The organism is Anaerohalosphaera lusitana, from assembly GCF_002007645.1.
Taxonomy (GTDB): Bacteria; Planctomycetota; Phycisphaerae; order Sedimentisphaerales; family Anaerohalosphaeraceae; genus Anaerohalosphaera; species Anaerohalosphaera lusitana.
Map to the genome: position 1 here is coordinate 348,649 of NZ_CP019791.1, position 14,081 is coordinate 362,729.

Genomic DNA, 14,081 nt, shown 5'->3' on the forward strand with positions numbered 1-14,081 from the left:
CTGTTTCTAAACCGCTTCGAACAAAACCTCACTCCGCCCGATACTTCCGCAACTCATCAAGGAACCGCTGCATATCCTCCGGCGGATCAGCCGTAAACTCCATCTCCTCATCACTCACCGGATGCTTGATAAACAGCTTCCACGCATGCAGCGCCACCCGCCCCATCACCGGCTCCTCCGGCGCAGCCTCCCGATCCTCCAACTGCCACGGATACACCACCTTCCCCCCGTACATATCATCCGCCACGATAGGATGCTTCAAATACGCCAGATGCACACGCAACTGATGCGTCCGCCCCGTCTTCAGCCCCATCTTCAGCAGCGAATACCCTCGGAACCGCTCCAGCACCTCATAAAATGATATCGCTTCCTTCCCCCCCGGCCGCACCGCCATCTTCTCACGCACATGCGGATGCACACCGATCGGCGCATTTATCATGTCCGCATCCAGCTCCGGACTCCCATGCACCACTGTAATATAAAACTTTTTCGTCGTCCGCTCCTGAAACTGTCTCGACAGCTTCCAGTGCGCCGTATCGTTCTTCGCCACCACCATCACGCCCGTCGTGTTCCTGTCCAGCCGATGCACGATCCCCGGCCGATAGTCCTCATCCACACTCGAAAGCTGATTCTGAAAATAGTACACAAGCCCGTTCACCAGCGTCCCGCTCTTATACCCCCTCGCCGGATGCACGATCAGCCCCGCCTGCTTGTTCACCACGATCATTTCGTCATCTTCATAAATGACGTTGATCGGAATATCTTCAGGAATAAGCTCGCGCACCTCTTTCGGCGGCAGTATAAGATCGATCTCGTCCTTCGGATTGAGTTTGTAACTTGGCTTGGCGGGCCGCCCGTTAACATTGACGCCCTGCTCCTTGATCAGCTTCTGCAGCTTAGTCCTGCTGAACTGGCTGAACCGCCCCCCCAGATACTTATCCAGCCGGCGGTACTTCAGATTCGTCCCCACCTTGAACCGAAGCTCCTCGCCGGCAAGCTCATCCTCGTCCTCACCGTCTTCGTCATCGCCCCCGTTCCCATCCTGACCTGCCTGATCGTTGGCGCGAAGCTTTTCTTCCCTCTTCTTACTGCTCATCCCGATCTACTTGCTCTCAGCTTCCACGCCCTCTGTCTCCACGGACGGATCAACTTCGACCTGCTCCAGAGCCTCACCTTCACTGGCAGCTTCTTCGAAAACACTTCCCTGCTCAGCCCCCTCAACAGCCGCACCATCTTCCTCAGCAGCCTCTTCCTCAACAACCTCTTCGAAGGTAAACTCCGTCTTGTAATCTTGCATGAACATCAACCGCATCTCTGCCTGCCTCGGATAGACCGTCGCAGCAAATTCCTCGTTCGACACGATCTCGTTATAAACCTGCTCAGCCTCTTCGTAATTGCCGACCTCTTCAGCGCACAGCCCGATACCGAACTTCGCCATACCCGTCATCACAGGATCATCCTTCGCCCGCTTCAAAGCGTCTTCATACAGCTTCTTCGCCCGCGCAGTCTCTTCCAGGACCTCTTCCCTACTCAGATCACCGTAATGCACGTCCGCCCGCAGCGCCTCGGCACTCTTGCAAAGCGCCAGCGCCCCAAGCTTCGCATTGTCAGTCGACCGGCCAAGCTCCTCCAGCTCGCCAACGCTCATTATCGCCGCCTCGCCGTCCTCAGCCATCGCAGCAGTACCCTTCTCCTGCTCGACACGCTTAATAACGTCCGTAACCTCGCTCATCTGCTGATACTGCTTGCTCGCCCGCCACTCTCGGATCGGGCTCCACAGCAGAATAGCAGCTATAATACACGCCCAGCCGACTATCGCCGCCCAGTGTTCACGTATATAATCCGGCAGATTCTTCAGAAATTTCGCCAGCTCGTTCTCACGCAATTCATGACGATGTTCAGAGTCCATTACTCACCTCATATTGTCAATCTGTCTGTTTTCCTGTATCAAAAACGCCCGCAGCCAATCCCCACGGACATTCACGAGAAACTCCGAATATACACGACCATCCCCGCACATGCAAAGCATTTATTGCCATACAACCCCAAAAACCACCCCGCAAGCCGGATAAATCCGCCCCACATTAGATATTCTAAGTCCCAAAATTGACCCAAAACCAAAATAATGCGTTCCCAGCCGCACTCACCAAGCGTCTAAAACGGCCCGACCACAAACACATGCACCATTGAAGTCAAGCGGCGACCCACCACCGTCGCCGCCATCATCTCACTCTGCTCAACATCAACTTCCCGAAACACTCACCTCCGCACCAAGCCAACTGCCCGCCAACTGACACATATCCAGAATATCGATCGCCCCGTCAACGTACCAATCCACTTCCGCGCACGCTTCACCGACCGCACATCCGCTCATCCCCCAGTACTCCGCCAGCAACGCAAGCTCTTCCAAATCGACCACATTCACTTCCTCCCAGATCAGCATCGGATACGTACTGCCCATGCGCCAGTCCGCCGACCCGTCCGTATCATCAAAATCCCATCCAGCCGAAACGTACATCGTTTCACTGCTCATCTCCGCGGTCGTCTTACCCGTCCCGCCCGCGCTCGTCACCATCCCGCTCACTTCCGTATCCCAGAAGCATGCCGAAAAGCTGCCGTTGTTCAATCCGCACAGCCCGCCTACCTCTTTAATATTGTTAATGGACCCCGTAGCACTCGCCGAAACTCCGCCCGCCGCATAGCAGTTTACGACTTCTGACTGGTTACTGCCCATCAGCCCGCCGACTCGATAACTGCTTCCGTACCTCGAATCACCGGCCGCACTCGCAGTAACGTTCCCCACGCTGTAACTGTCACTCGTATGACCCGTGTTGTACCCGACCAGTCCGCCGATAGCGTGCGTTACCGCATACGAATAGCATTCCGCTGCAGCGCTCACATCACCCGACGCATAACACCTCTCGATCGTCCCGTCATAATTCTTACCGATCAGTCCGCCGATCTGATGAAGATAATAATTGATATAGGACCCCGTCCCGCCCTTGACGATATTCACCTCAATGGCACCCGTAGCATAACAATCGCTCAGCCATCCCTCAGCATGCCCGACTAATCCACCAATCCTATCAAGATTCGCATACGAACTGCTGCTTCCCGTACAAGTGATCGCACATTCCGACCAGCTCCCGCTCATCGTCCCCCAGAAACTTCCAACCACCCCGCCAATGCTGAATATATCCACCCGTCCGCTGCTGCTCACATCCACCATGATAACCCCAGTCGAATAGCAATTGCTGACCGTACCGTTGTACACCCCTCCGCAAACCGCACCGGCCGACTGCACACTGTGATTCGCAGTCCCCCCGTCCACCCCCACACTTATCGAACAGTCAACAACACCCACATTCTCAACCGTCCCGCCGTCTACATACCCAAACAGCCCTACGAACGACTCGCCGACATTGTCATCATCGATCGTCAGCCCAGCCACCTCGAACCCGCACCCGTCAAAAGAGCCGCTGTAAGCCGTACCCTGAAAATTAATGCTCGTAATATCCGTATCGGGCCCAATAACCGCCTGACTGTAACTCAACCCCGAAAGATCGATATCACACCCAAGCTGCGTATGCACACCTCCCGCCCAGTAAACCGCAGAATTGGCAGGATCCGCAAATTCGTTAAAATCCGCAATATCCTCGATCACATATGGATTGCCCTCACTGCCATCCCCCGGCAGAACTCCACCAGCCCCAAATACCGAACCGCAAACAAAAACAAAAACCGCGCAGACCGAACACAGAAAAAACCTGGTATCTTTCATGATCACCCTCTTGATATCAAAAATTAGTAACGAATTGCTCCCAAAGCCTCCTTGCCGCACAAAATAAAGATAGGTCATTATAAATAAAACGACTCGACGAATCAAGATTTTTCCGCCAAACCCAGCCCCAAAAACCACCATACCTCCATTCCGGACCCTTAACAAAACCCTAAAATTCATCTCCCCAGCCGAGCCGCCTGCAACTTAAATTCCTTACTGTATCTGTGCTGTTTTGCCATGCGAACACTCCTTCTGATTTATGGCCAGTATAACCTCTCGCCAAGTGTCCGTCATCCGTCTAGCACCTCAAATGGCGGCCAAGCCGCGAATCCACCTAACACCTGCAACAAAACTCCGCCCCCTTGCAATTCCCTCGCCAAAATACTAAAATCTTCAACAGGCGTTCATTATAACGCCGAAATAATCGATAATAGAGGTGTTCGCAGAGTGTGGCACTCTAAGCGGGTGCGAACGCATACGTACTATTGACTACCGGATTGACGTTGCCTCCCAGCAAACCCCTGCCGAAGCAAGACTATTATTCGCCTTATTAAATAGGACGCTGTAACAATGAAAAAACGGAATCTTAAAAACCATATCATCATAACCCTTTTTATAGCAGTTGTTTGCGCCGTCATGACCGCCCCGGCTCTCGCTCTCGACTCCAGCAAATACATCACCGTCGACGAGATATCCACAGATATGGACGCATACTGCCTCACCGTCCTCCGCGGCACAGAAGTAGAAAAATTCCCAGTCGAAATAATCTCCGTCATCAAAAACCACAACCCCGGCCAGGACCGCATCCTCGTAAAGGGCACCGATCCGCAGTTCATCCATGACGGCTCCGTCCACGGCTGCTCAGGCTCACCCGTATACATCGACGGCCGAATGGCCGGCGCACTCTCCGCCGGCTGGGACATCTGCAAGGACCCACTCTACCTCGTGACGCCCATCGCCGAAATGCTCGAAGTCGGCGAATACGAACCGACCGCCGCCGACCACTTCCCCGATGCCCCCTGGATCAACAGCGTCGACCTTTCCCAGCCCATCGACCTCGACGCCATCGGCAAAACCATAACCGAATCAATGATCAACCGCGCACAGGCCGCCGCCGACTCCGGCATGCTCAGCCCTATGATCACATCACTTCCCGCCCGGGTCTGCGATAAGCTCACACCCCAGTTCAACGCCCTCGGACTCCGGCCCATGCGCACCCCCATATCCCTCTCAACCGCCATGCAGACCGCACAAGTCGAACAGGTCGACTTCGCCCCCGGCTCCGTGCTCGTCATCCCGCTCGTCAGCGGCGACATCGACCTCTCCGCAACAGGCACGGTCACCGAAGTAGTCGGCAATAAGGTCTACGGTTTCGGCCACCAGATGGACGGCGCAGGTCCCGTCGACATGCCCATGGCCAACGGCTACGTCCACACCGTCGTAGCGTCCGACGTCGGCGGCTCGTTCAAACTCGCAACTGCAGGCAACGTCAAAGGAGCCATCCGCGCCGACGAATCCAACGCTGTCTACGGTGAGATCGATGCGACCGCAAAAACCATTCCGCTGAACATAACCATCGACCGCTTCAACGACGACCAGATCCGAACCTACAACTGCCAGGTTGTCTCCAACAGATCTTACACCCCTCTCATGGTACAGGCCGCCGTCGCAGGTGCAGCCACCATGCGGGGCCCGCTCCCCCAGGAAAACTTCATAACCTACTCCGCGAACATCGACGCGCAGGGCTTCGACCCCATCGAGTTCGCCAACACCTCCTCTGGTACGGGCCTCTACTCAGCACTCAACGAAGCAAGCTCGTCCGTCGCAATGCTCATGGCCAACCAGTTCGACCCCGTCGAGATCGACAGCATAGACGTCAAGCTCACCATCAAGCCCCGCAACATCCGCGCCGCCATCGAACAGGTCAGCGTCTCCGACGAATCCGTAAAGCCCGGCCAGACAGTGACCATCACCGCAGTCACAAAACCATACCTGGCACCCTACAAGACACACTCCCTCGAACTGACCATCCCCGAAAACACCCGGCCCGGCACATACCAGGTAACCGTCGCAGGATCCAACGAATACCTCAAGCTGATCCGCAAACTCCAGCCGCACAAATTCATCGCCTCCGATGTCACCAGCCTCGTCTCCGCGCTCAGAAACTCACTCGAAATAAAACGCAATAAGATATACGCGGTCATGCCCCTCCGTCCGGGCGGCATCGTCATCGAAAATAACGAGCTGCCCTTCCTCCCAGCGACGAAGGCATCGCTGCTAGCCGACCCGAAGCGTACCGCACAGGTTCGCCCGCAAAACCACTGGATCGAAACCGAAGCACCCATCGACAACATCATAGCGAACAAGGCACAGCTCAAGATAACCGTCGAAAAACCATAGTCACTTAACGAAATATAATTCCAATCCATCAACGAAATCGAATGCCAATCTGCAAGGAACCGCAAATGACTAAATCCAGCATCACAAAAACGACCGCACTCACACTGACACTCATCCTCATCATAACCTCCCTCGCCCCGGCAGTTACCACGAAAGTCACCCGTCACTCCGACCCGTCACAACTGCTCAAAGGCGAAACCGAAAACGTCATCATAAACTCACAGGGCCGTATTCAGCTCGCCCGCAAATACAGCACCCTCGAACTCGACGACGCACTCGAAAACGTCTGGGTCATCAACACCATCGCCGAAGACTCCGCCGGCGGCGTCTACCTCGGCACCTCACCCAACGGCCTCATCATAAAAACACATCCCGACCAGCAGCCCCAGATCATTTATCCTACCGCTGACGACGCTCGCACCGACCAGCCAACAGACAACGACCCACAAACCACCGACGCGCCGCAAACACCCGAAGACATGTTCTCAAATATGCACGTCTTCGCCCTCGCCGTCGACTCCTCCGACAATCTCATCGCCGCCCTCAGCGGACCCGAACCAAAGCTCCTCCGCTTCACCGACGGTAAACCCGAAACCATCTATCAGCCCGACCAGGCTCTCTACATCCTCGACCTCGCACTCGACCCCGCGGGCAACATCTACCTCGCCACCGGCCCCGAAGGCAAGATCATCCGCCTCGACGCCGACGGCTCTAACCCCACCACCATCTACGACGCAAAAGACAACAACATACTCTCCATCGTAGTCGGCCCCGACAACTTCATCTACGCCGGCTCCGACGAACGCGGCATCGTCTACAAAGTCAACCCCGACACCAAAACCGCCTCCGTACTCTTCGACAGCGAACAGGCCGAGATAACCTCACTCATGTTCGACGACTCAGGCAACCTCTACGCAGCCGCCACCTCCGCACAGGCCGCCGCAAACCAGGAAAAATTCTCCGCCATCTCAGCGGGCATGGCCCCCGGCAAACCCGAATCCGCAACCGACGAACAGCAGCCCGACGACCAGACCGCAACCGACGAACAGCAGCCCGACGACCAGACCGCAACTGACGAACAGCTCACAACACCCAACCAGCAAACCACATCACAAGAGCAGCAGCAGGCCGCACAGCAGCAGGCCCAGCGAGGCAGCATGCCGAAATCCGCCGGCCGCATCTACAAAATAGACCCGCGAGGCTTCGTCACAACAGTCTTCGAGGAAATGGCCGTCTTCTTCACACTCGAAAATCAGGACGGCAACCTCCTCCTCGGCACAGGCAACAAGGCCGAGCTCTTCTCCATCGACCCCGCAACCGAACGCAAGGAAGTCGCATACGCAGACGAAACATCATCACAACTGACCTCCCTAAAAGTCTCCGGTGATTCAGTCTACATCGCTGCCGCAAACCCGCCCCAGCTCATCAAACTCGAAAAGGACTTCTTCACCGCCGGCACATACACCTCGCCCCTCGTCGACGCCGACCAGCCCGCACGCTGGGGCAAGCTCCAGGCCGAAGCAGCACTCCCGGACGCAACTTCCATCGCTATGCAGGCCCGTACCGGCAACGTCGATGACCCTGATGATCCGTCCTTCTCACCCTGGACCGAAAAACGAAACGTCGCAGGCCCGACCGACCTCGTAACCCCGCTCGGCCGATTCCTCCAGTACAAACTCCAACTCACAACCAACGATCCCGCCTCCACACCCACGGTCCGCGAGATCCTCATCCCATCCGTAGTCCCCAACCTCGCGCCAATGGTCAACGCAGTAACTGTAGGCCAGGCAAAGAACAAGCCCCACGTCCTTGAGATCACCGCCGCCGCCAAAGACGAAAACAACGACCAACTGACCTACACCTACCAGTTCCGCAAAGCAGGCCGCACCAACTGGATCACCTTCGACGAGGACCAGCCCAAGCCCAAGATCGAATGGAACACCAACACCGTCGAGGACGGCCGATACGAGATCCGCGTCACCGCCTCCGACCGCAAGGCCAACACCCCCACCACCGCACTCACCGGCACACGCGTCAGCAACACCTTCGTCGTCGACAACACCGCACCGGCTATCGACTCACACAAACTCACCACCGACAACACAACTGCGACCCTCGCACTGACTGTCTCCGACGAATACTCCCTCATCGGCCAGCTCCGCTACACCGTCGACTCCGACAACGACTTCCACGGCACACTCCCCAACGACCTCGTCTACGACACCACATCCGAGTCATTCACCATCACCGTCCCCGACCTCACTCCCGGCCCCCACGTCATCGCGGTCGAACTAAAAGACGACCTCAACAACACCGCCTACCGCTCCTTCGAAGTAACAATAGAATAGCATTGCAAACGCCGTGAACAAAGCCGTCAAAACCAACGGCCAACAAACCGGCCCCAATAAAAACGAAGCTGCAACAACCCAGCTTCCAACCATCCACCAAAAATGGCGAGGCCAAACGGTCTCGCCTTTCTAATTCCAATCCCCCCGCGTCCATATCGCCATCAAACCCACATAATACAAGTCTCTCATTGCGACCAGCGCAGCGACCCGACAACCTCAACCCGACGCTTGTCATCCGCCGAAGGCGAACCCAGAGTACACCACGCCCACGCATGCACGCCCAAAACACATCCATCCACCACCAACACACAATCACGCCATACCTCCTATCGCACCCACAAACAAAACATTGTCACTGCGAGGAGCAAAGCGACGTGGCAGTCTCAACCGCACAAAAAACCTGGCTTACCCCTAACAAGCACCATGCCCACGCCTAAACCGTATCGCCACCCGCATCCGCAATCAATAATAATGGCCCGTTCAAAAAACGCATGCAGCAAAAACGTGAGCGGCGCCCAAGATTGTCATCCGCCTTTGGCGGACCCAGAGAAGACAACGGGTACGCAAGCACGCCCAAAACAATAATCATGGCCCAAAAACGCAAGTCCCCACGCCTCGCCTTCAGCACACCAACCCATCAACGCCGCAACGGCAGCCGCACCACGAACCTCGCACCCGCACCCTTCTCGCTCTCCACCTCTATCCTTCCCCCGTGCTGCTCAACGATCTTCTTCGCGATCGGCAGCCCAAGCCCCGTCCCCACCTTCGTCTTCGAAGTATGGAACGGCAAGAATATCGCCTCCGCATTTTCGACCCCGCACCCGTTATCCGCAACACTCACCCACACCTCACCCTTCCCCTCATCCCTCCCCGTCTCAACTCGCACCTCACCCTCATCCTTCGCAACAGCATCGATCGCGTTCAGCACCAGGTTCAGCACAACATCATGCATCTTATCCGCATCCAACTGCACCACCCCCGCTTTCGCATCCTCCGCAAACTCCAGCTTCACCCCTTTTTCCTTCGCCTCGTCTTCCATCGCCTCCACCGCCGACCGCACCAGGCCATCCAGATCGCACCCGCTCAGCACCGGACTGCTCTCCTTAGTATACTCCAGCATATCCAGCACCAGCTTGTTGATCCGTCCCAGGTTCCGCCGCAGCACCTTCCAGCTTCGTTTCGCCCGCTTCCAGTCCTCCCGCTCCAAACTCACATCCATCACATCACTCGCCCCGCCGATCGCCTGCAGCAAATTCTTCACCCCATGCGACAAATTCACAGCCGTTTGCCCAGCCGCCGCGACACGCTCACGCTTCTCGATCTCCTTGCTCAGCCGAATATTCTCCATCGCAAGCCCTACCTCCCCCGCGACCTGCTCACAAACCTTCGCCTGCTTTTCCGTAAACGCTGCTACCTCATCGCTCGCCAAATACAGCGCCCCCACAACGCTCTTGCCCGCACGCACCGGCACACACAAAACGCTCTTCGCACCGTTCACCTTCACCCGCCCCAGCGAACTCTGCTTGTACTCGTCCATATCCCCAACCACCACAGCCTCACCGCCAAGCACCTCCTCCACGATCCCGCTGTCAATCCGTACCTCACCCGCCTCGTGTTCTCCGCTGCACTTCTCCGCCGCCGTCTCCAGTCGCCCGCTGTCAAAATCCCGCACCAGAACAAATCCGCAAACCGCCCCAAGCTCCTCCACGAAAGCGCCAACCGATCCGCCCAGCAGCTCCTCCCGCTCCTTGCTCGCGTTCACCACTTCACCGATCTTCTCACCAAGCTTTTCGCTCAGCAGATCGCCCCCGTCCTGCCCCACATCAAAACCGACCACCGTCTCACCCGCCGCATCTTCCTCCACACTCACTCCACCAACCGGCTCGACCTCGATCATCGGCCGCTCCGCTTCCTCATCCTCAAACAGCAGAAACGTCGACCCGAACCGCACCTGGTCGTTATGCTCCAGCTTGATCTCCCCGCGCAGCCGCTTTTCGTTCACGAATGTCCCGTTCGTCGAATCCAGATCGCGCAGATACCAGCCGTCCTCATACCTCAGCCGCGCATGCTTCCGCGACACCCGCACATCATGCATCGCGATATGCCCGTTCTCGCGCCCAACCAGCATACCCGTACCCTTATCCGCCAACTCAAACCGCGTATCACGCCACGGCCCCGCTATGATCTGAAGACTCGCCATTGCAATCTCTTTCTCTCAAAACTCGCCGATCACTTGCCGATGCAGAATCGACCAAATATCCTGTCAAGTACCCCCTCGTCAACATCCTCCCTTTCGATCCCGCCCAACACCTCATACGCATCGCGCAGAAGCATCGCGCAGATCTCTTCATTTCCACTACCAATTTCATCGGCCGCATCCCCCAGCGCCTTAACGGCTTTTTCCACCGTCTGACGATGTCTTTCATTGATCGAAACCATATCCTCTCGCCCCGCTCCCCCCTCCGCAAGCAGCTCCCCGCGCACAGCTTTCAAAACGTCCTCCATCCCTTCCCCGCTCACACTGCTGCACCCCACGACCGCGCACCCGCAAACCTCCCGCAATCTCCCCAGCCGCTCCTCCCGCTCACCCTCGCTCACCGCATCCATCTTCGTCCCCACAACGATCCGCCGCTTAGCCACACCAACCCCCGGCACCTCCACCGCCTCCGCATAATCAGCCCGCCCCATATCCACGCACACCGCCAGCAGCTCCGCCCCGCGTATCGCCTCCACCGCCGCCTCCTGCGCCCATTCGTCTATCACGTTCCCCGCCTTCACTTCCTCGATCCCAGCGCAGTCGAACACCACGCACCGCATCCCGCCGAACTCAACCACCCCCGTCAGCACATCGCGCGTCGTCCCCTCCTGCTCCGAAATAATGCTCCGCTCACTCCCCACCAGCCGATTCAGCAGACTGCTCTTGCCCGCGTTCGGCCGACCCACCAGCCCCACCGAAGGCAGACTGATCGCCTCCTCGTAACGTATCGCCTTCCCCAATATCCCCTCCAGCTCATCCCGCACCTTCCCGATCCGCCCCCCCGCATCGTCCGCACTGATAAACTCGATATCCTCTTCCGAAAAATCCATCCCCGCCTCCAGCAGACTCAGCACATCCAAAATCTCCTCCCGCAGCCCGCCGACCGTATCGCACAGTTTCCCCGCCAACAGCCGCTGCGCCGCATCCACTTGCGCCAGATTTCCCCCCGCCACGATCTCCGCCACCGCCTCCGCCTGCGACAGATCGATCTTCCCGTTCAGATACGCCCGTAGCGTAAACTCACCCGGCCCCGCCATCCTGCACCGCTCCAGCATCCGCCCGAACACCGCCTCGACAACCGCACCTGCCGCAAAAAAATGCACCTCCGCCAGATCCTCACCCGTATAAGACGCAGGCCCCGCAAAAAAGTAAACCTCCGCATCCACCCGCAAAAACTCACCAACCCCGATCACTCCCCGATATATCCCTCGTCCCTCCAGCTCTCGCTTCAGATCGACAACCGCCCCGACTACCTCCCGCGCATCACCCCCGCTGATCCGCAAAATACTCTTGCACACCTCCCCCGCACCAACATCCGCACTGCTCACCGCACAAATTGTCTCACTCAACTCATACATAACATCATTCTACAACCAAACCACATAAAGGCAAAAAACAAACCAATCACCAACCACACCCACTAACAATTACAGCAGCTCAGCCAATAAACGCGAGCGTCGAATAAGGTTGTCACCCCGGCCTCCGAGCCGGGGCCCAGAGAACAAAACGAGCATGCATGCACGATCTCAACAGCAGTATGCAAACGCGCCCAGCAGACCTGTCATAGCGAAAAAAGCGAGTCCCCACGCAACGCCAGCAGCACAACCACCCCTACCCCCGCACCGCCAGCTCCAACTGCCCCAGCGCCGCCACCACCGCGTTCTCCACCCGCAACGGCCAAGCACCCAGCCGAAACTTCTCGAACCCCGCATCCACCATCATATCGATCTCGCTCTGCACCCATCCCCCCTCCGGCCCAACCGCCAGCAGTACACGCCTCACTCCCTCCGCATCCATCGCCGCCAGATAATCCTCAACCGCCATATCCGTCAACAGCCGCTTCGCCTTAACCTCCTCCGCCCGCTCCAAATTCTCCAGCGTATACCAGAAAAACCGCCGAAACCACCTGTGCACGAACACCATCGGCATCCGCGTCTGCCGCCCCTGGCTCATACCCTCCAGCAGATGCCCCACCACGTTCACCTCATCCAGCACCGACGCACTGAAATAACATTTTTCCACCCGCTTGCCGTCCACAAAATGAACCCGCCGAACTCCCATCGTCGCCGCACTCTGCAATACCTTCTTCAGCGTCTGAGGCCTCGGCAGCCCGCACACAAGATCCACCTCCACATCCGGCACATCCATCTCGCCCGCAAACTCGCACTCCAGCTCCACCGCCTCGAGCCCGACTGACCGCACAACCGCCGTCCCCTTCGGCCCGTTGATCAAACCCACCTTCAGCTCATCCCCAACCCCCGCGCGCAGCACCCGCCGCACATGCCGACCCCGCGCATCCCCCAGCCGATACACCCCCGCACCAACCTCGTCACATTTATCAACAAGTATAAGATTCAAATAAATTCTCTGAAAATACAATCAATCATTTTCTATGTCATCCGGCAACGCACCCGAACGATCAGCAAGTTTCTTCTCATCAGACTTGACCCGCCTCTCCAGTTTCTTGATATCTTCTTCCGCTGGAAGATCCTCAGGTTTGATGCCCCTGTTTTTTAGCATATTCCGAACACTTCTATTATTCTGAACATGCTCTCTTGTAATTAGTGACTCACCCGCTAAATCATCTTGTTCAACATTATGATTGGTCATCTCAGTCGCCAGATTCTTCGCGGCTATGGTCAGGGTCGGTAGAAAATCCGCCAAAGGTCGATTCTGAGTAATGCCGAAACGGGTCTTCATCATTTTTGTGGAATTGCCTCCGAACAAAGCTGAATCACCTTTGGAACGAATGCGGGCAAATCCCCGTTCATCGACACCCCGTTCATAAATATTTTTGGAAAGTGTCTTCTCAGCATCTCGAAGACGATCTCTTGCCTCGATTCGAGCCTGCAGGTTCATTCGTTCTTCGATCAATTCCTGCTTACGGGTCTGAAGCGCAAAATAGCTTTGGGCAAAAGCTATTGGTTCTTTTCGCGGATCACCATTTTGTGCAACTAAATAACAAGCATATCGTGTTAACATAAAATCATCGATTTCTCGTTTGGCACCGCTTCCCAAAGAGACCATTTTCGTGACGGCACGAAAATGGTCCGGCACGAAATAACCTGCGGTATCACATGATTCTATGGCGCGTTTTATCGCCTTGATAAAATTCTCCCACCGAGCATAGCCAAGTGGTTCTTGCAGATCTCTTGCAAACCAGAACTCTACATCTTTTTCTGGAATATTTCGAGCTAAGCTATCAAATTGGTCACGCATTCTACTGATACCGTTATGATCCATAATGCCTCCATATGTCTCCCAATCACTTCGATCCAACCCATCTGATGGGTGT

The 14,081-nt window shown here is 56.5% G+C and carries 9 protein-coding genes; 2 read left to right on the forward strand and 7 right to left on the reverse strand.

The features are described from left to right. Positions 1 to 28: 28 nt before the first annotated feature. The 3 genes from STSP2_RS01530 to STSP2_RS01540 all read right to left on the reverse strand — a co-directional run bounded on the left by STSP2_RS01530 (position 29) and on the right by STSP2_RS01540 (position 3,781). On the reverse strand, positions 29 to 1,096 hold the full coding sequence (locus tag STSP2_RS01530; protein WP_146659196.1) for an RluA family pseudouridine synthase: 1,068 nt from the start codon (positions 1,094 to 1,096) through the stop codon (positions 29 to 31). 6 nt (positions 1,097 to 1,102) lie between these two features. Beyond that, on the reverse strand, positions 1,103 to 1,909 hold the full coding sequence (locus STSP2_RS01535) for a tetratricopeptide repeat protein (protein ID WP_146659198.1): 807 nt from the start codon (positions 1,907 to 1,909) through the stop codon (positions 1,103 to 1,105). Positions 1,910 to 2,242: 333 nt separating this feature from the next. Further along, positions 2,243 to 3,781 carry a GLUG motif-containing protein gene (locus tag STSP2_RS01540; protein ID WP_169852899.1) on the reverse strand — a complete coding sequence of 513 codons (1,539 nt, stop codon included), beginning with the start codon at positions 3,779 to 3,781 and terminating at the stop codon, positions 2,243 to 2,245. Between the two features lie 570 nt (positions 3,782 to 4,351). Here STSP2_RS01540 and STSP2_RS01545 point away from each other — a divergent pair. Both STSP2_RS01545 and STSP2_RS01550 read left to right on the forward strand, forming a co-directional pair. Continuing rightward, a complete protein-coding gene (locus tag STSP2_RS01545) occupies positions 4,352 to 6,181 on the forward strand; it encodes a COG1470 family protein (protein WP_146659202.1) in 1,830 nt (609 codons plus the stop codon). A 65-nt stretch (positions 6,182 to 6,246) separates the two neighbouring features. Next, positions 6,247 to 8,529: a hypothetical protein gene (locus STSP2_RS01550; protein WP_146659204.1), complete on the forward strand. Its 2,283-nt coding sequence runs from the start codon at positions 6,247 to 6,249 to the stop codon at positions 8,527 to 8,529. A 637-nt stretch (positions 8,530 to 9,166) separates the two neighbouring features. Here STSP2_RS01550 and STSP2_RS01555 read toward each other — a convergent pair. From STSP2_RS01555 to dinD, 4 genes are all read right to left on the reverse strand, one after another. Beyond that, positions 9,167 to 10,729 carry an ATP-binding protein gene (locus tag STSP2_RS01555; protein WP_146659207.1) on the reverse strand — a complete coding sequence of 521 codons (1,563 nt, stop codon included), beginning with the start codon at positions 10,727 to 10,729 and terminating at the stop codon, positions 9,167 to 9,169. Positions 10,730 to 10,758: 29 nt separating this feature from the next. Further along, positions 10,759 to 12,144 carry a tRNA modification GTPase gene (locus tag STSP2_RS01560; RefSeq protein WP_146659209.1) on the reverse strand — a complete coding sequence of 462 codons (1,386 nt, stop codon included), beginning with the start codon at positions 12,142 to 12,144 and terminating at the stop codon, positions 10,759 to 10,761. Between the two features lie 253 nt (positions 12,145 to 12,397). Further along, positions 12,398 to 13,144, reverse strand: coding sequence for a 16S rRNA (uracil(1498)-N(3))-methyltransferase (locus STSP2_RS01565; RefSeq protein ID WP_169852900.1), 747 nt, complete (start codon positions 13,142 to 13,144; stop codon positions 12,398 to 12,400). A gap of 21 nt (positions 13,145 to 13,165) precedes the next feature. Next, positions 13,166 to 14,029, reverse strand: a complete 864-nt coding sequence (gene dinD, locus STSP2_RS01570; protein WP_146659213.1) for a DNA damage-inducible protein D — start codon at positions 14,027 to 14,029, stop codon at positions 13,166 to 13,168. Positions 14,030 to 14,081 lie beyond the last annotated feature (52 nt).

What these genes read in the sequence shown, in the direction of transcription:
- STSP2_RS01545 (WP_146659202.1), top strand. Translation starts at nt 4,352, where the DNA reads ATGAAAAAACGGAATCTTAAAAACCATATCATCATAACCCTTTTTATA.
- STSP2_RS01555 (WP_146659207.1), bottom strand. Translation starts at nt 10,729, where the DNA reads ATGGCGAGTCTTCAGATCATAGCGGGGCCGTGGCGTGATACGCGGTTT.
- STSP2_RS01550 (WP_146659204.1), top strand. Translation starts at nt 6,247, where the DNA reads ATGACTAAATCCAGCATCACAAAAACGACCGCACTCACACTGACACTC.
- STSP2_RS01530 (WP_146659196.1), bottom strand. Translation starts at nt 1,096, where the DNA reads ATGAGCAGTAAGAAGAGGGAAGAAAAGCTTCGCGCCAACGATCAGGCA.
- STSP2_RS01540 (WP_169852899.1), bottom strand. Translation starts at nt 3,781, where the DNA reads ATGAAAGATACCAGGTTTTTTCTGTGTTCGGTCTGCGCGGTTTTTGTT.
- dinD (WP_146659213.1), bottom strand. Translation starts at nt 14,029, where the DNA reads ATGGATCATAACGGTATCAGTAGAATGCGTGACCAATTTGATAGCTTA.
- STSP2_RS01560 (WP_146659209.1), bottom strand. Translation starts at nt 12,144, where the DNA reads ATGTATGAGTTGAGTGAGACAATTTGTGCGGTGAGCAGTGCGGATGTT.
- STSP2_RS01535 (WP_146659198.1), bottom strand. Translation starts at nt 1,909, where the DNA reads ATGGACTCTGAACATCGTCATGAATTGCGTGAGAACGAGCTGGCGAAA.